The organism is Flavobacterium beibuense (assembly GCF_004151245.1).
GTDB classification, from domain to species: Bacteria; Bacteroidota; Bacteroidia; order Flavobacteriales; family Flavobacteriaceae; genus Flavobacterium; species Flavobacterium beibuense_A.
This window is the reverse complement of record NZ_JUIW01000004.1, coordinates 83763-100217: the sequence shown is the minus strand read 5'-3', so window position 1 is coordinate 100217 and position 16455 is coordinate 83763. Positions and strand designations below refer to the sequence as shown.

Sequence of the window (16455 nt, the reverse complement as noted above, 5' to 3'; positions counted from 1 at the left end):
ATGATGAAAAAACATCTTATGCTCCTTGCATTATTACTAAATGCCTGGATAACTATGGCTCAAAAAGAACTTTCTGCAGATTATAGCTATACTGTTAGTGACACTTATGAAGTTTGTGATGGTTTTGAAAAATTCTATTTTTCAAAAAATGACCAAATACTTACATTTAAAATAAAAAGAAAGGAAATTTTTATCCAAAAGTTTGATAGTAAAGGAGAGAAAATAGTTTTTAGGTCAAAAAAACGCTATGAGGTGGCAAAACTTTTTCCTAAAGATGTGCAGTTGGAAAAGCTTATGGAAATTGGTAACAGGTACTATTTATTCTATTCCTTATGGGATGGTCGTGTAGAGCAGCTTTTTTCAAGAGAAATAGATTTTGATAAAGGAGAATTTATTGGCAAAAATACACTTGTGCTAAAAGTAGAAGGCAAAGTAACAGGAAGTGCAATGGGTGCATTTTATATATTGCCAGACGGGGCAGCAAAATTTAATTTTGTTACTTCAAAAGAAGGAAATAAAATTTTAATCCACTACACAAAAAAGCCTAAGAAAAAGCGGGACACAAAAAGCTGGAATATTATTGGAGTGTGTCTTATGGATGAAAATGCCAATGTGACATCTCAGCAAGAAGTTAAAATGCCGTATACCAGAAGGAGAATGGGCATAAGTGATTATGCCATAGATGCAGAGGCTAACACTTACATGATGGCAAACGTCTATCATGACGATAGGGAAGAAATGAGTAAAAAAGATAAGTCAGTCAATTATCATCTTGAACTTTTTAAGATTCCGGCGGGTTCAACAGAAATTAATATTACAAAAATTGAGATCAAAGACAATTTTGTCTTCGCCAAAAAACTTTTTGAAGATAAAGAGGGTAACATTGTTTGTACAGGTTTTTATAATAATACTGACGAATATGATGCAGATGGTATTGCTGTTATAAAAATACATAAAGAAGGAGGGCAGTATAATATATTTACTCATGAAATCCCTACACAGATAGTTAAGTCTTATTTAAGTGAAAAGGAAAGGAAAGAAATTGATAAAGGAGATGATCCTAATGTCGATATGCTATGGTTGTGGTATAGGGATCTTGTAACTAATGAAGACGGAAGCATGGTACTTTTTATAGAGCACTTTTCTATAGGGTCAGTCTTTTCACCTACACCAGATAAACCTTTAGAAAATACTTACACAACGAATTTCAGAGATATATTAGTTACTAAAATAGATGCACAGGGTAATTTATCCTGGATGAAAAAGCTCCCTAAAAGACAGGTTGGCCTACAATACAAAGGAGGTTTATCGTTTAAATATATTAATGTAGGGAATTATCACTATGTGTTTTTCCTTGATGATATAAAAAATCATAACCTTTCAAAGGATCAGTCTCCTGAAGAATACTTTGATGGTCGTGACGGTTATTTTACTTCCTTTAAGATTAATGATACAGATGGGAGTTATGTAAACAGTCCTGTGTTTAATTTACAGGATGTAGAAGGAATGCCTGTTTATCAGTTTGGAATAGCTAGGATTGTTGAAGTGGCTGAAGGCTATTTTGCCGTAGAGGTATATAAAAAGGAAAAAGAAGATGTGATGATAAAGGTTCACATTAACTAACGGAAAGCCTGCGAAAGCAGGCTTTTTTTTGTAATATACATGCGGTATTTTTAATTATTTAGTAATAGTTGGTACAGCTAAGTGAAATATTTTTATATTTTTGGCTTTCAATTAACCAATTTAAATCATGAAAAAAATAGCACTATTAGCATTAATGCTGGTATCTTTTGCAGGTATTGCACAAGATATGGACGTTAAAAAAGGAGACTTTAAGTTCTTAAAAGGAGAGAAAGAACTTAACGTAGAGTTTAATTACTCTGACCTTAAGTTAATGAAAGATAACCTTACTAACGAGCAGTATGTTGAAGAAAGGGTAAAAGACCTTAACGAAAAAAGTAAAGGTAACGGTAATGCCTGGAAAAAGAAATGGGAAGCAAGTCCGCAAATGATATGGAATCCTAAATTCATGGAGCTTCTTAATAAAGTATATGGTAACGAGAAAAATGTAACTGTAGAAGAAGGCTTAACGAGTGCAAAGTATACTCTTATTGTAGATGTGGTATGGATTTACCCGGGATGGGACGTAGCCATGATGAAAAAACCTGCAAAGGTTAGCACAGTGTTACGTTTTGTAGAGACTGCAAATAAAACTAATGTTCTGCTTGAAATCCAGAGTGATGAGGCTCCGGGCGATCAGTGGGGAAGTAACTTTAGTAACGAAAGCAGGATAGGTGAAGGTTTTGCTAAAACAGCAAAATCACTGGGTAAAATGATGCTTAAAAAAACAAAGTAATTTTTACTGGAAAATAAAAAAAAGCGCCTCATTGAAGGCGCTTTTTTTTATGTATAAAAATTTAAATTTTAATTATCGTAAGATTCCTCATCCATTGTTTTGCCCATTTCTAACATATAAGCCATATTTTTAATTACATGAGCATGTTTTTTTACAAACGGATTTTCCTTATTCCATACATACCCTGCCAATACGGCGCATATTTTCTTCTTAACATCCGGATTTTCCGGCCTATGGAAAAACAATGTTTGCAGGTTTCCGGTGTACCATTCTTTTACATAAGTGGCAAATACATTTACACCATATTTCATGTATTCTGTATATTCTTTGTCCCAGTCTACTTTTTCACCCTGTAATTCCTTAAGGAATAATTTAGCCGAAAGCATCCCCGATTCGGTTGCAAAACATACTCCTGAGGAGAATACCGGATCTAAAAACTCAGAACTGTTTCCTGTTAAGGTAAAGCCCGGACCACATAATTTAGTTACAGAACACGAATAGTTTTCAATTTTATGAGGCTCAAATAAAAAGTCTACATCTTTAAAACGTTCACGGTAAAAATCAGACCTGTTAATTACTGCTTTAAGAGCCTCGGCATTACTGCCTCCCAAAGAGTTTATAAAAGAAGTAGGACCAACTACCCCAATACTGGTGTTGCCGTTAGAAAATGGTATTACCCATAGCCACACCTTTGTTTCTAAGATGTCAAAAGATATTAAAACACCTTCACGTCCTTCAGGCCTGTTAATGTCTTTTACATGGCTAAAGAGAGATGAGTTCTCCGGTATGGAAGAGGGAGCGTCAAGTTTTAATATTCTTGGCAGCACACGGCCGTATCCGCTGGAGTCTATTATAAAACGGGCATGTATTTCACTTATATCTCCGTCTTTGTTTTTTACTGTTGTTATAGAGGAACCGTCTTCATTAAAAACAACATTAAGTACTTCGCTTTCAAATTCAAGATCAATTCCTTTGTTTATTACTTCCTGAGCCAGAGTGTTGTCAAAATCTGCACGAGGTACCTGCCAGGTCCAGTCCCAGCCTTCACCAAATTTTTCGCTAAAATCAAATTCACATATTTCTTCACCTCTTATAAATCGGGCACCAAATTTTTTTTCAAAATTCATGGTTTTAAGGCTTTCAAGAAGTCCTGCTTCCTCAAAATGGTCCATTACTCTAGGTATAAGACTCTCTCCAATAACAAATCGTGGAAATTTAGACTTTTCAACTACTTTTACCTTTATGTTATTGTTATGTAAGTATGAAGCCGCTACACATCCTGAAGGTCCTGCACCAATAATAAGTACATCTGTTTGTTGTTTTAGCATATAAGTTTTTATGTGTCTTAAATTTTTCTTAAAAATTTCTACATTTGTAGCCCCTGTAAAATTAAAAGACAATTTGGTTATTCAAAACAAAAGTGTTGCTTTTACAGAATAAAAATAATTTATTTGATAAATGAGTAAGATAAGCCAATATTTAAGCCTGGAACAATTTGAATCTTTCATTTTTGGAAATGAAACGGTTGAGGTTAGTGCAGAAGTACTTGAAAGAGTTTCTCAAAGTTTCGATTTCTTAAAGGAATTCTCGGCTAATAAAATAATATATGGTGTTACAACAGGTTTTGGTCCTATGGCCCAATACCGTATTGAGGATAAAGACAGGGTACAGTTACAATACAATTTAATAAGAAGTCATTCGTCGGGGACAGGGAAGGTTTTATCACCTGTTTTTGTAAAATCGGCTATACTGGCGCGTCTAAATACACTGGCATTAGGTAACTCGGGAGTACATCCTTCTGTAATTCACTTAATGCAGGAATTACTAAACAGAGATATCACCCCGCTTATATTTGAGCATGGCGGTGTGGGAGCCAGCGGAGATTTAGTGCAGCTTGCACATTTAGCCCTTGTGCTTATAGGTGAAGGCGAAGTTTTCTATAAAGGTGAGCGAAAAGCAACTTCAGAAGTTTTTGCTGCCGAAGGGCTACAGCCTATTCATGTAGAAATACGTGAAGGGTTAGCACTTATGAATGGTACATCGGTAATGACGGGAATAGGTGTTGTTAACCTAGCCAATGCTAAAAAACTTTTAGACTGGTCTCTTAAATTTTCTGCTGCCATTAATGAGATGGTTAGGGCTTATGATGATCATTTGTCTCAGGAACTTAATGGTGCTAAATTACACAAGGCACAGCAGGAAGTGGCTAACAGGATGAGGGAACATCTTGAAGGAAGCCAACTGATAAGGAAAAGAGAAGACCATCTTTATAAGGGAGAAAATAACGAAATCGTATTTAAGGAAAAAGTACAGGAATATTACTCCCTGCGCTGTGTACCTCAAATACTGGGGCCAGTACTTACTACTATAGAAAATGCCGCTGAGGTTCTTGAAAACGAGATTAACTCAGCAAACGATAATCCTATTATAGATGTTAAGAACAGGCAGGTATATCATGGCGGAAACTTTCACGGAGATTATATATCGCTTGAAATGGATAAGCTAAGGCTGGTAGTTACAAAATTATCGATGCTTGCAGAGCGCCAGTTAAACTACCTGATGAATGCTAAAATTAATGAGCTGTTGCCTCCATTTGTAAATCTTGGCAAATTAGGATTTAACTTTGGCCTTCAGGGAGTGCAGTTTACAGCTGTTTCCACCACAGCCGAAAACCAAATGCTGTCTAACTCTATGTATGTGCACAGCATACCTAATAATAATGACAATCAGGACATAGTTAGCATGGGTACTAATGCAGCCCTGTTAACGGCAAAAACTGTAGAAAATGCTTATGAGGTATTGGCTATAGAAGCAATGGCAATTGTTCAGGGTATAGATGCCCTGGGCTATAAAGACAAAGTTTCGCCTGCTACTGCAAAACTATATAATGATATTAAAGCGATATTCCCTGTAATGTCAGATGACAGACCTTTGTACCCTTATGTAAAGGATATTAAGGAATATCTTATGAAATAGATATTAAAAAAACAATCACAGACCTTAATTTACACACCCATGAAAAAAATTGTTCTTATTCTTTTGTTTTGTACCCAGTTTGCCTTTGCACAACTGGCACTGGTAAGGCTGGATGGTAAGGTAGGTTACTTAAATAAAAAAGGTGAGTTTGCCATAAAACCACAGTATGATAAAGCCAAAGATTTTTCAGATGGGCTTGCTCCGGTAAGTGTTGGTGGTAAGTGGGGTTTTATCAATACTAACGGAGAGCTGGTAATTCCTGCCGGTTTTGATGATGTAGAGTGTTTTAACAGCGGCTTTTGTGTAGTGTCTAAAGACAGAAAACGTTTTTACATTAATAAAAAAGGCGAAGCCGTAGAGACTCCTGCTACAGATAAGTATTATGATTTTGAGGATGGTGTAGCCATAATACGCAAAGGTGAGAAGGTAGGATTGATGAATGCCAAATGTGCTGTTATTGTTGATTATAAATATGACGTTATAAAATCGTTTGAAGGCGATTATGCCCGTGTAAAAAATGATGGCAAATGGGGTATTATAGACAAAACCGGAAAAGTTGTTGTTGAGTTACAGTATGAAGAAATAGGTAATTTATACAAAAACATTACCTGGGCAAAAAGCGGAGATGCTTTTGGCATAATAGCAGCAGGGAATTTTAAAGCTATTGAAGGTGTAGATAAGATTTGGGATTTCCATACTCAGGATATCACTTATGCCAGAAAAGATAAAAAAATAGGTTTTATAGATACTAATGGAAACTGGGTAATAGAGCCCAAGTTTGATAAGGTAAAAGCTTTTTCTAAAAATCTGGCTCCGGTTTTGGTAGGTAAAAAATGGGGTTATGTAAATACTTCGGGTAACCTGGTTATAGATGCCGTATATAATGATGCCGAAGTTTTTAGTGAAGACGGACTTGCTCCCGTAAAATTAAAAAGCTGGGGCTTTATAGATACAACAGGTAAAATAATAATCCCAACCGAATATGATATAACAGCTGCATCTATTGGTTCTATTTTTGGTAAAGAGCAAAAAGGCTTTATAAACGGCCTGGCCAAGGTTAAAAATAGTAACAAGAAATGGGGCTTTTTAGACACTAAAGGCCAGCTCTTTGGAGGTCAGTGGTTTGATAACGCCGAATTGTTTAAACAATAGAAAATATAATTATGAAGTGTGCATTAGTTACAGGTGGTTCAAGAGGAATAGGTCGTGCTATTTGCCAAAAACTGGCAGCAGACAGCGATTACCATATTCTTATCAATTACCAGTCTAATCTGGCAGCCGCCGAAGAAACCTTACAAAAGGTAATTGAAAACGGGGCAACAGGTGAAATACTGAAATTTGATGTGGCCAATGCCAACGAAGTTAAAAATGTATTGCAGGAATGGCAGGATAATAATCCTGATGCAATTGTAGAGGTAATAGTTAATAATGCAGGCATAACAAGAGATGGCCTTTTTATGTGGATGTCTCAAGACGACTGGTCTCAGGTTATTAATACCAGCCTTAACGGCTTTTACCATGTTACCAGCTTTTTTATACAAAAACTGTTGCGTAACAAATATGGCAGGATTATAAATATGGTTTCGGTTTCGGGAGTAAAAGGAACACCGGGGCAAACCAACTATTCTGCTGCAAAAGGAGCTGTTGTTGCAGCTACTAAAGCACTGGCTCAGGAAGTGGCAAAACGTAATATTACGGTTAATGCTGTTGCTCCTGGCTTTATAAAAACAGATATGACCGGAGAGCTGGATGAAAAAGAACTGGTTAAGCTGGTTCCTGCAAACCGTTTTGGAGAAGCAGATGAGGTGGCAGACCTGGTTAGCTTCCTTGCTTCAAGAAAAGCAGGCTATATAACAGGTGAGGTAATAAATATTAACGGAGGTATATATTCTTAACGCAACCAAATTATAACATGGAAAGAAGAGTAGTAGTTACCGGAATGGGAATTTATTCCTGTATTGGAACTTCGTTAGAAGAGGTGAAGAACTCTTTATATAACGGGAAGTCCGGAATTCAGTATGATGAAGAAAGAAAAGAATTTGGTTTTAGGTCGGCCCTAACGGGCTTGGTTCCAAAACCCGAGCTTAAGGATTTATTAAACAGGCGTCAGCGTATAAGTATAGGCGAAGAGACCGAGTATGCTTATATGGCAACCATACAAGCCTTAAAACAGGCAGGTATAGACGACGATTTTCTTGATAAAAACGAGGTAGGGATATTATATGGAAATGATAGTGTTTCTAAAGCTATTATAGACGCTACCGATATTATCAGGGAAAAGAAAGATACGGCATTAATAGGTTCTGGAGCTATATTTAAGTCTATGAACTCTACCGTAACCATGAACCTTTCTACCATTTTCAGGCTAAGGGGTATTAACATGACAGTAAGTGCAGCCTGCGCCAGCGGATCGCACTCATTGGGTATGGGCTACCACCTTATTAAAAGCGGTTTACAGGATTGTATTATTTGCGGAGGTGCTCAGGAAATCAATAAATATGCAATGGGTAGTTTTGACGGCTTGGGCGTGTTTTCTCCCGATGAGGCAGAACCTACCAAGGCATCAAGGCCGTTTGATGCATCACGCAACGGTTTAGTACCAAGTGGTGGAGGTGCAACACTTGTTTTGGAGAGCTATGAGTCGGCAGTAAAAAGAGGAGCCCCTATTTTAGCCGAAATTATTGGTTATGGTTTCTCTTCAAACGGAGGCCATATCTCTACACCAAATGTTGAGGGTCCTGCAAGTGCAATGCGTAAAGCGATTGAGCAATCGGGCGTTAAAGCAGAAGATATAGATTACATAAATGCACATGCCACATCTACACCTGTTGGAGATGCCAATGAGGCTAAAGCTATCTATGAGATATTTGGTAATAAGCCGTATGTAAGCTCTACCAAATCTATGACAGGACATGAGTGCTGGATGGCAGGTGCAAGTGAGGTTATATATTCAATTTTGATGATGCAAAATTCGTTTATTGCGCCTAATATTAACTTTGAAAAAGGTGATGAAGACTCGGCTAAATTAAATTTGGCGTCTTCTGTGATTAATAAGGAAATTAATATATTTTTGTCGAATTCATTTGGGTTTGGAGGTACAAATTCGGCTTTAATAGTAAAAAAAGTATAAAAATTATATATGGAGAAATCAGTAATTATTGAGAAGATTAATGATTTTTTAATCGATGAGTTTGAGGTTGATGCAGATGTTATAACACCTGATGCAGTTTTAAAAGATACTCTGGGACTTGACAGCCTGGATTATGTAGACCTGGTTGTTACTGTAGAGTCTAACTTTGGTGTAAAACTTGGTGAAGCTGATTTTGTAGGTATTTCTACATTTCAAAACTTTTACGATCTTATAGAAAATAAGATAAAAGCTAAATAACAGTATATGAGTGAGTGGGATGGTAAATCTAAAGGTAATCTTCTTGGGTATAAAATCTTCGTGTTTTGTATCAGGAACTTTGGTGTAAGGACCTCCTACTTTGTTCTTTATTTTGTTGCCACATACTATTTTTTATTCCTTTGGAAAACAAATAAAACTACTTTTTATTATTTCCATGAAAGGCTTGGCTATTCACGTAGAAAAGCTAAAAAATTGGTTTTTTGGAGTTATTATACTTTTGGACAAATACTTATAGATAAAACAGCTATATCTGCCGGTTTACGGGATAAGTTTACCTATGAGTTTGACGGTGTAGAAACATTAAAAGAACTCCTTGCCAAAAAGCAGGGAGGCGTGCTTATAAGTGCACATATTGGGAATTTTGAAATCGCGGAGTATTTCTTTTCTGAGCTTGGTGATCAGTTCCGGATTAATCTGGTAACTACAGATATGGAGCATCAGGCCATAAAAGAATATCTTGACAGTATTTCAACCCATTCTAAAATAAAGTTTATCCTTATAAAGGAAGATTTGTCGCATATTTATGATATTAATAATGCGCTGAGTAATAATGAGCTTATTTGCCTTACGGGCGATCGTTATTTTGAAGGGGTTAAGTTTTTAACAGAACCTTTTTTAGGGAAAGAAGCTAATTTCCCTGCCGGACCGTTTGTTATAGCCTCAAGGCTTAAGGTTCCGGTAGTTTTTGTTTATGTAATGAAGGAGAAAAACCTGCATTATCATTTGTATGCAAGGGAAGCCGAAGTAAAGCACAGGGATGCACAGGGGCTGCTTGCAACTTATGTTAAGAGTGTAGAGTCTATGATAGAGAAATATCCGTTGCAATGGTTTAATTATTTTGATTTTTGGAAAGCGTTTAAATAAAATCAGGATAATAAAACAGTATTTGTTTTTATTATAAACAACAATTAGATGAAAAATGTTCTCGTAGTTTATTTCTCCCAGTCAGGGCAGCTTAAGGAAATAGCCGATGCTATAACCGAGCCGCTGGAGGCTATGCAGGACGTAAATGTTTCCTTTTATTGTATCGAGATGGAAAAACCTTTTCCTTTCCCTTGGGTAAAGGAGTCTTTTTTTGATGTTTTTCCGGAATCTTTTCTACAGATACCCGCACAAATAAAGCCTGTATCTCAGGAAATTTTAGATAAAAAATACGACCTGGTTTTGTTTCATTATCAGGTTTGGTTCCTCTCGCCGTCTATCCCGGCAAATTCTTTCCTCAAAAGCCCTCAGGCAAAACAGCTGTTGCAGAGTGTGCCGGTAGTTACCATAAGCGGTAGCCGCAATATGTGGTTTCTGGCACAGGAAAAAATCAAGACATTGCTTAAAGAAAACGGTGCTTTGCTAAAAGGAAATATAGCACTTGTAGACCGTGTAGGTAACCTTATAAGTGTTATTACCATTGTAGAGTGGATGTTTAGCGGAAAGAAAGAAAAACATCTTGGCATTTTCCCTTTACCGGGAGTGTCACAAAAAGATATAGAAGAATCACAAAAATTTGGGCATACCATAGGGCAGGCACTGCAAAACAATCATTATGATGATTTGCAGGAAAAGCTATTGGCACAGGATGCCGTAAGGGTTAGTCCGTATCTTGTTGCAGTAGATAAAAAAGGGAATTTCATATTCAGTAAATGGTCGGCTTTTATAATAAAGCGTGCCAATACCCGAAAAAAATGGCTTAAAGTATTTGTGGTCTATTTAGTATTGGCTATATGGGTTATATCGCCAATTGTATATATATTGCACCTGATTACTTATCCTTTTAAAATAAATAAAATAAAGAAAACGGTAAAATATTTTAAAACCGTACAAAGCGTATAAAATCACCCAGAATACTATGTTTAATGTTTATATAACAAAGGCAGGTAAATATTTGCCAAATGATGCAGTTTCTAATGACGAGATGGAAGACATACTCGGCATGATAAACGATACTGCCTCAAAGGCAAGAAGAATAGTGTTAAGGAATAATGGAATAACTTCAAGATATTACGCAATTAAAGATGGTGTTATTACCCATAATAACGCACAATTAACACACCTTGCGATAGAGCAGCTGTATGACAGCCGCTTTACTAAAAATGATGTAGAACTGCTTTCATGCGGTACGTCGTCACCAGATAATCTTTTTCCGTCGCATGCTGCAATGGTGCATGGCCTTATGGACAATCGTTCTTTAGAGCTTAATTCATCTTCGGGTGTATGCTGTGCCGGTATGAATGCGCTTAAATACGGATTTTTATCGGTTAAATCAGGAAATACAATAAATGCGGTTTGCACAGGGTCTGAAAGGTCTTCAACATGGATGCTTGCCGATAAATTCAATAACGAAGTCATAAACCTTAAAAATCTTGAAGAGCAGCCTATAATAGCATTCAAGAAAGATTTTCTAAGATGGATGTTATCAGACGGTGCAGGGGCTTTACTTTTAGAAAATGAGCCTGCAGGCAACGTTTCTTTAAAGATAGAATGGATGGAATCCTTCTCTTATGCCCATGAACTGGAAGCATGTATGTATGCAGGAGGGGATAAGCTGGACGACGGAAATATAAAACCATGGCAGGATTATCAAGCCGAAGAGTGGCTTAAACAATCGGTTTTTGCCGTAAAGCAGGATGTAAAACTGCTTGAAAAACATGTATTGAAGCTGGGAGCAAAAAGTACAAAAACTGCTTTAGATAAGCATGGTGTGAGTGACAGTGAAGTAGATTATTTATTACCGCACGTGTCGTCAAACTTTTTTGCGACCCGCTTATACGACGCTCTGTTAGAAGAGGGTATTGACCTGCCAAATGATAAGTGGTTTATGAACCTAAGTACCGTAGGTAACGTAGGCTCTGCCTCAATATACCTTATGATAGAGGAGATTATGGCTTCAGGTAAACTTAAAAAAGGCCAGAAGCTGTTACTTATAGTACCTGAAAGTGGTAGGTTTACCTACTCAATTGCTTATTTAACCGTTTGCTAATTATGGGATCAATTCTGGAAAAAAGCTTAGTTGAAAGTCTTATACCACAAAAGGCTCCTTTTGTGATGGTAGATAAACTGCTGTTTTTTGAGGAAAACAATATAATAGCCGGACTTACAATTCCTAACGATAATATTTTTGTTCAGGAAGGAAAGTTTGTAGAATCGGGTATTATAGAGCATATGGCCCAATCGGTAGCATTATATACGGGTTACCAGTTTTATCTTAAAAAAGAACCTGCACCAACAGGGTATATAGGTTCTGTAAAGGATGTAGAAGTACTTGAGCTTCCGCTTGCCGGAGAGGAGCTGGTTACCGAAGTAAAGGTTATACAGGAATTTATGGGGATTACCCTTGTTGATATAATTACAAAAAGAAACGGAGTGCAGATTGCCTCTGCACAAATGAAAACCGTACTTGCAAAATAAATAGTTATGGCTAACACTATAGAAATACAAAAGTACCTGCCGCACAGAACTCCCATGTTAATGGTAGATCTTATTGTTTCTATGGATCATGAAAATGTAAAGACCATATTCACTATAGCCGAAGACAATATTTTTGTTGAAAATGGTCAGTTTGTTGAAGCAGGTCTTGTCGAGAATGCTGCCCAAACCTGTTCTGCCATTGTAGGAAGTTCTTATTTTGTAAACGAGGAGGGTGAAGATATACCGGGAGTAAGGGTGATAGGGTTTATAAGTTCTATAAAAAGTGTAAAGATATACGCCTTGCCAAAGGTAGGTACTGAGATTACTACAACCGCGGTACTGCAGTCGAGCTTTGATATGGGTACTTACACTACCTGTACTATGCAATGCACTACTTATAATGGCGAGACATTGCTTTTAGAAGGAGATATTAACTTATTTATTCAGCAACGATGAAAGAGAGCGAAGTACCACAGGATAAGAGCAATCTGGAAACGGTAAACATGCGAGAGCTGTGTTATGCCACAGATGAGAACGGTAATTACAAAACAGCATTAAGTGCAGGATGGGAGCCAAAAACCATTGCACTAAATAATGCTATTGAAGATATTAAAGAACGTACCGAAGCCGCAAGGCAACAGGTTGTAAAAGGAGAAGTGAGTCCTATAGTATATTTTATGGAACTCAACAAAATGGATACAGGTATCCTGGCAGGTTATGCAGGGATATGGCAATGGAGGGTTAAAAGACATTTTAAGCCGCATGTGTTTAAGAAATTAAGCGACAGGATGCTTAACAAATATGCAGATGCTTTTTCGATAACGCTACAGGAACTAAAAAATTTTAAGGGCTGATATAATGAAGACTGACTTTAAGCACTACCAGTCTGCACATTGCGAGAATGGTGTTGCATCAAACTTATTAAAGCATAACGGGCTTAACATAAGCGAACCTATGATTTTTGGTATCGGTTCGGGCCTGTTTTTTGTTTACCTTCCATTTATTAAAGTAAATCATGCACCCGCTTTTAGCTACAGGCCATTGCCAGGGGCTATCTTTGGTAAGGTTGCAAAAAGGTTAGGTATAAAAATAAAAAGACAAAAATTTTCAGGGTCACAGTCTGCCGTAGCGGCATTAGACAATAACCTTAAAAGCAATATTCCTTCGGGATTGCAGGTAGGGGTATATAACCTTACCTATTTTCCTGATGATTACCGCTTTCACTTTAATGCCCACAACCTTGTGGTGTATGGAAAAGAAGGTAACGATTACCTGATAAGTGATCCGGTTATGGAAACCGTAACCACACTTTCTGCACAGGATCTTGACAGGGTAAGGTTTGCCAAAGGGGCTTTTGCACCAAAAGGACAAATGTATTATCCTATACACATACCAAAAGACCTTGATTTTAAAAAGGCAATAACCACAGCCATTAAAACTACCTGTCGCGATATGCTTGCTCCTGTTCCTATTATAGGAATAAGGGGAATAAGGCTTGTGGCAAAGCAGATAAAAAAATGGCCTTTAAAGCATGGCGTTAAAAAAGCGAATCATTACCTGGCGCAAATTGTGCGTATGCAGGAAGAGATAGGTACCGGAGGCGGAGGCTTCAGGTTTATATATGCGGCATTCTTACAGGAAGCATCGGTGGTTTTGGATAACCCTAAACTAAAGGAACTTTCTTTTGAAATGACTCAAATAGGCGATATGTGGCGCGACTTTGCCGTTGAGGCAGCAAGGGTTTATAAAAAGCGCAGCTCTCAGCCTGATGTATATAATCTACTGGCAGACCAGTTAAACACGATTGCTGATAAAGAAGAGGTATTCTTTAAAAAATTAAGAAAAAGTATTTAAGCTGTAATGACAGATCCTATAATAGAAATACAATCCCTTTCTAAAAAGTATAAGAATGCCGATGTATATTCGGTTAATAATTTGTCTTTGCAGATTAACAAGGGAGAAATATTCGGTTTGCTGGGCCCTAACGGAGCCGGTAAGACGACACTTATTTCTATGCTATGCGGACTCATAAAACCCACATCGGGGGATTTTACCATTAATGGCTACAAGTACAGCAACGATGCACATGCCATAAAAAAGATTATGGGTGTGGTTCCGCAGGAATATGCTTTGTATCCTACACTTACCGCCCGCGAAAATCTTATGTACTTTGGCAATATGTATGGCCTTAAAGGAAAGGCGTTAAAGCAAAAGATAAATGACTCACTGGATTATCTGGGCCTTTTAAAGTTTGCCGATAAAAAAATCGACACTTTTTCAGGTGGTATGAAAAGAAGAATCAATCTTTTGGCAGGGCAGTTACATGAACCGTCTGTACTGTTTTTAGATGAGCCTACCGTAGGGGTAGATGTACATTCTAAAGCGGTTATTATAGAATATTTAAAACAGGTAAACCAAAGCGGAACTACCATTATCTATACCTCACATCATTTGGCAGAAGCGCAGGATTTGTGCAGTCATATTGCCATTATTGATAATGGTGAGATAATGATTAAAGGTACTCCGCAGGAAATAATAGAACTTACTCATAACGCACATACTCTTGAAGATGTGTTCCTTTCATTAACCGGTAAAGCCTTAAGAGACCATGTATAAGCTATGGATGTCCATATATAAGGAAGTGCTTTTGCTTAAGCGTGATGCTGGAGGGCTGGTTATACTTTTTGTTATGCCGCTGGTACTTATTATTACCATAACGCTTATACAGGACAGTACATTTAAGACAGCGACCGAAACCAAGATCCCGATACTTCTTGTGGATAACGATAAGGGAGAAGTATCTGAACTGATTAAGAAAAATCTTGGAGAGAGCAATTCGTTTGAGGTTATTACCTCTCAGGGCGGGAAATCGATTGATGAGGCCTTTGCTAAAGAGAAAGTATTTGACGGCGACTATCAATTAGCCATAATAATACCGGAGAAGCTTAGCGAAGGGCTTAAGGAAAAAGTAGAAGAGAATGTAACCAGCATAATGCAGGGTGTTATGGAAGAGGATACGGTTGCCGTAGAGCCTTCTGTAAAAAAGGAAGCTCCAAAAGAGGTGAGATTGTATTTTGACCCGGCTTCGCAAACGGCATTTAAAACAGCAGTAAAAAGCACCATAGATAAAATGATTTCGCAAATAGAAACCAAAACAATCTATAATGCTTTTACTGAGCAACTGGGTGAAGAAAGTGTTGCAGCGTTTAATCAGGAAAGCTACATAAGTTTTAAGGAGATTGTACCTATGTTTGATAACAAGGAAATGGTACCAAACTCTACACAGCATAATGTACCTGCCTGGACACTGTTTGCTATATTTTTTATTGTAGTGCCATTATCTATAAATATAGTTAAGGAAAAAAGTCAGGGGACTAATGTAAGATTAAGAACAAACCCTGTGAGCTATGCAACCGTGATAGGGGGTAAAACCATTACTTACCTTATTATCTGCATGCTTCAGTTTTACTTAATGCTGGCTGTAGGGATGTATGTATTCCCAAAAATAGGGCTGTCCCCTTTAGAGTTGGACGGTACTTTTGCACTAATGAGTGTTGTTGCACTTTTTAGTGGCCTTGCAGCTGTAGGCTTTGGTATATTACTGGGTACTGTGGCAAAAACTCAGGAACAGTCGGCGCCGTTTGGAGCTACTTCGGTGGTTATACTTGCAGCTATAGGCGGTGTATGGGTGCCTGTTTTTGCAATGCCGAAAATAATGCAGCATATCGCTAAAATATCTCCTATGAACTGGGGGCTTGAAGCATTTTATGATGTGCTTTTAAGAAAATATACAATAATAGGAATTTTGCCCTATCTAGGGTTATTACTGCTGTTTTTCCTGATAATGACGGCAGTATCAATTTTTTATGATGAAAAGAAAAGAGCAGTATAAGGAAGCAGAGGCGCTAACGGTTACTCAGGAAGTAAGGGTTCGTTTTAATGAAACAGATCCGCTGGGAATTGTATGGCACGGCTACTACATAACTTATTTTGAAGATGGGCGTGAAGCTTTTGGCAGGCAGCATGGTATTAGCTATCTGGATATCCATAGCCACGGTTATACTACACCTATTGTCAAATCAAGCTGTGAGCATAAGCTGCCTTTAAAGTACGGCGACGTTTTTAGGATAGAGACTACTATTGTAGATACTCCTGCTGCCAAAATGATTTTCAGGTATAAGATATTTGATGCAGATAACAATATTGCCTGTACAGGAGAAACCATACAGGTATTTTTAAACAGTGAAGGGATAATGCAGCTTAACTATCCTCCGTTTTTTGAGGAATGGAGAAGTAAAGTCGGACTGATATAATA

At 37.4% G+C, this 16455-nt stretch carries 18 protein-coding genes; 17 read left to right on the top strand and 1 reads right to left on the bottom strand.

Annotation, left to right across the window (positions count from 1 at the left end; all coding sequences use genetic code 11):
* Together NU09_RS06320 and NU09_RS06315 are read left to right on the top strand one after the other, a co-directional pair.
* Entirely contained in the window at positions 1 to 1623 is a 1623-nt protein-coding gene (locus NU09_RS06320) for a hypothetical protein (RefSeq protein ID WP_129750431.1), read from the top strand.
* A gap of 127 nt (positions 1624 to 1750) precedes the next feature.
* On the top strand, positions 1751 to 2356 hold the full coding sequence (locus tag NU09_RS06315; RefSeq protein ID WP_129750430.1) for a hypothetical protein: 606 nt from the start codon (positions 1751 to 1753) through the stop codon (positions 2354 to 2356).
* A 68-nt stretch (positions 2357 to 2424) separates the two neighbouring features.
* Here the strand turns inward: NU09_RS06315 and NU09_RS06310 are convergent, their stop codons facing one another.
* The gene (locus tag NU09_RS06310) at positions 2425 to 3684 is read right to left on the bottom strand and encodes an NAD(P)/FAD-dependent oxidoreductase (RefSeq protein ID WP_129750429.1); all 1260 of its coding nucleotides are present in this window, start codon (positions 3682 to 3684) and stop codon (positions 2425 to 2427) included.
* Between the two features lie 130 nt (positions 3685 to 3814).
* Here NU09_RS06310 and hutH point away from each other — a divergent pair, with 130 nt between their 5' ends.
* Genes hutH through NU09_RS06235 form a run of 15 tightly spaced genes read left to right on the top strand, consistent with a single transcriptional unit; the run spans position 3815 to position 16453 of the window.
* Positions 3815 to 5332: a histidine ammonia-lyase gene (gene hutH / locus NU09_RS06305; RefSeq protein WP_129750428.1), complete on the top strand. Its 1518-nt coding sequence runs from the start codon at positions 3815 to 3817 to the stop codon at positions 5330 to 5332.
* Between the two features lie 39 nt (positions 5333 to 5371).
* On the top strand, positions 5372 to 6484 hold the full coding sequence (locus NU09_RS06300; protein WP_129750427.1) for a WG repeat-containing protein: 1113 nt from the start codon (positions 5372 to 5374) through the stop codon (positions 6482 to 6484).
* A gap of 11 nt (positions 6485 to 6495) precedes the next feature.
* The gene (gene fabG, locus NU09_RS06295) at positions 6496 to 7227 is read left to right on the top strand and encodes a 3-oxoacyl-ACP reductase FabG (protein WP_129750426.1); all 732 of its coding nucleotides are present in this window, start codon (positions 6496 to 6498) and stop codon (positions 7225 to 7227) included.
* A gap of 17 nt (positions 7228 to 7244) precedes the next feature.
* Entirely contained in the window at positions 7245 to 8462 is a 1218-nt protein-coding gene (locus tag NU09_RS06290; protein ID WP_129750425.1) for a beta-ketoacyl-[acyl-carrier-protein] synthase family protein, read from the top strand.
* A 9-nt stretch (positions 8463 to 8471) separates the two neighbouring features.
* Positions 8472 to 8720, top strand: a complete 249-nt coding sequence (locus tag NU09_RS06285; RefSeq protein ID WP_129750424.1) for an acyl carrier protein — start codon at positions 8472 to 8474, stop codon at positions 8718 to 8720.
* 6 nt (positions 8721 to 8726) lie between these two features.
* Positions 8727 to 9605 carry a lipid A biosynthesis acyltransferase gene (locus tag NU09_RS06280; protein WP_129750423.1) on the top strand — a complete coding sequence of 293 codons (879 nt, stop codon included), beginning with the start codon at positions 8727 to 8729 and terminating at the stop codon, positions 9603 to 9605.
* A 48-nt stretch (positions 9606 to 9653) separates the two neighbouring features.
* Positions 9654 to 10565: a dialkylrecorsinol condensing enzyme DarA gene (locus NU09_RS06275; RefSeq protein WP_129750422.1), complete on the top strand. Its 912-nt coding sequence runs from the start codon at positions 9654 to 9656 to the stop codon at positions 10563 to 10565.
* Between the two features lie 16 nt (positions 10566 to 10581).
* A complete protein-coding gene (locus NU09_RS06270) occupies positions 10582 to 11712 on the top strand; it encodes a beta-ketoacyl-ACP synthase III (RefSeq protein ID WP_129750421.1) in 1131 nt (376 codons plus the stop codon).
* Positions 11713 to 11714: 2 nt separating this feature from the next.
* A complete protein-coding gene (locus tag NU09_RS06265; protein ID WP_129750420.1) occupies positions 11715 to 12140 on the top strand; it encodes a hypothetical protein in 426 nt (141 codons plus the stop codon).
* A 6-nt stretch (positions 12141 to 12146) separates the two neighbouring features.
* Positions 12147 to 12596: an ABC transporter permease gene (locus tag NU09_RS06260; RefSeq protein WP_129750419.1), complete on the top strand. Its 450-nt coding sequence runs from the start codon at positions 12147 to 12149 to the stop codon at positions 12594 to 12596.
* Positions 12593 to 12994, top strand: a complete 402-nt coding sequence (locus tag NU09_RS06255; protein ID WP_129750418.1) for a hypothetical protein — start codon at positions 12593 to 12595, stop codon at positions 12992 to 12994. The genes NU09_RS06260 and NU09_RS06255 overlap by 4 nt, the downstream gene beginning before the upstream one ends.
* A gap of 4 nt (positions 12995 to 12998) precedes the next feature.
* On the top strand, positions 12999 to 13994 hold the full coding sequence (locus NU09_RS06250; protein WP_129750417.1) for a BtrH N-terminal domain-containing protein: 996 nt from the start codon (positions 12999 to 13001) through the stop codon (positions 13992 to 13994).
* Positions 13995 to 14000: 6 nt separating this feature from the next.
* A complete protein-coding gene (locus NU09_RS06245) occupies positions 14001 to 14756 on the top strand; it encodes an ABC transporter ATP-binding protein (protein ID WP_129750416.1) in 756 nt (251 codons plus the stop codon).
* Positions 14749 to 16032 carry an ABC transporter permease gene (locus tag NU09_RS06240; protein WP_165357672.1) on the top strand — a complete coding sequence of 428 codons (1284 nt, stop codon included), beginning with the start codon at positions 14749 to 14751 and terminating at the stop codon, positions 16030 to 16032. Before NU09_RS06245 ends, NU09_RS06240 begins: the two co-directional genes overlap by 8 nt.
* The gene (locus NU09_RS06235) at positions 16007 to 16453 is read left to right on the top strand and encodes an acyl-CoA thioesterase (RefSeq protein WP_129750415.1); all 447 of its coding nucleotides are present in this window, start codon (positions 16007 to 16009) and stop codon (positions 16451 to 16453) included. Before NU09_RS06240 ends, NU09_RS06235 begins: the two co-directional genes overlap by 26 nt.
* Positions 16454 to 16455: the final 2 nt, after the last annotated feature.

Bases quoted from the DNA above. Each gene is read 5' to 3' on its own strand.
- NU09_RS06320 (WP_129750431.1), top strand. From the start codon at position 1: ATGATGAAAAAACATCTTATGCTCCTTGCATTATTACTAAATGCCTGG.
- NU09_RS06315 (WP_129750430.1), top strand. From the start codon at position 1,751: ATGAAAAAAATAGCACTATTAGCATTAATGCTGGTATCTTTTGCAGGT.
- NU09_RS06310 (WP_129750429.1), bottom strand. From the start codon at position 3,684: ATGCTAAAACAACAAACAGATGTACTTATTATTGGTGCAGGACCTTCA.
- hutH (WP_129750428.1), top strand. From the start codon at position 3,815: ATGAGTAAGATAAGCCAATATTTAAGCCTGGAACAATTTGAATCTTTC.
- NU09_RS06300 (WP_129750427.1), top strand. From the start codon at position 5,372: ATGAAAAAAATTGTTCTTATTCTTTTGTTTTGTACCCAGTTTGCCTTT.
- fabG (WP_129750426.1), top strand. From the start codon at position 6,496: ATGAAGTGTGCATTAGTTACAGGTGGTTCAAGAGGAATAGGTCGTGCT.
- NU09_RS06290 (WP_129750425.1), top strand. From the start codon at position 7,245: ATGGAAAGAAGAGTAGTAGTTACCGGAATGGGAATTTATTCCTGTATT.
- NU09_RS06285 (WP_129750424.1), top strand. From the start codon at position 8,472: ATGGAGAAATCAGTAATTATTGAGAAGATTAATGATTTTTTAATCGAT.
- NU09_RS06280 (WP_129750423.1), top strand. From the start codon at position 8,727: ATGAGTGAGTGGGATGGTAAATCTAAAGGTAATCTTCTTGGGTATAAA.
- NU09_RS06275 (WP_129750422.1), top strand. From the start codon at position 9,654: ATGAAAAATGTTCTCGTAGTTTATTTCTCCCAGTCAGGGCAGCTTAAG.
- NU09_RS06270 (WP_129750421.1), top strand. From the start codon at position 10,582: ATGTTTAATGTTTATATAACAAAGGCAGGTAAATATTTGCCAAATGAT.
- NU09_RS06265 (WP_129750420.1), top strand. From the start codon at position 11,715: ATGGGATCAATTCTGGAAAAAAGCTTAGTTGAAAGTCTTATACCACAA.
- NU09_RS06260 (WP_129750419.1), top strand. From the start codon at position 12,147: ATGGCTAACACTATAGAAATACAAAAGTACCTGCCGCACAGAACTCCC.
- NU09_RS06255 (WP_129750418.1), top strand. From the start codon at position 12,593: ATGAAAGAGAGCGAAGTACCACAGGATAAGAGCAATCTGGAAACGGTA.
- NU09_RS06250 (WP_129750417.1), top strand. From the start codon at position 12,999: ATGAAGACTGACTTTAAGCACTACCAGTCTGCACATTGCGAGAATGGT.
- NU09_RS06245 (WP_129750416.1), top strand. From the start codon at position 14,001: ATGACAGATCCTATAATAGAAATACAATCCCTTTCTAAAAAGTATAAG.
- NU09_RS06240 (WP_165357672.1), top strand. From the start codon at position 14,749: ATGTATAAGCTATGGATGTCCATATATAAGGAAGTGCTTTTGCTTAAG.
- NU09_RS06235 (WP_129750415.1), top strand. From the start codon at position 16,007: ATGATGAAAAGAAAAGAGCAGTATAAGGAAGCAGAGGCGCTAACGGTT.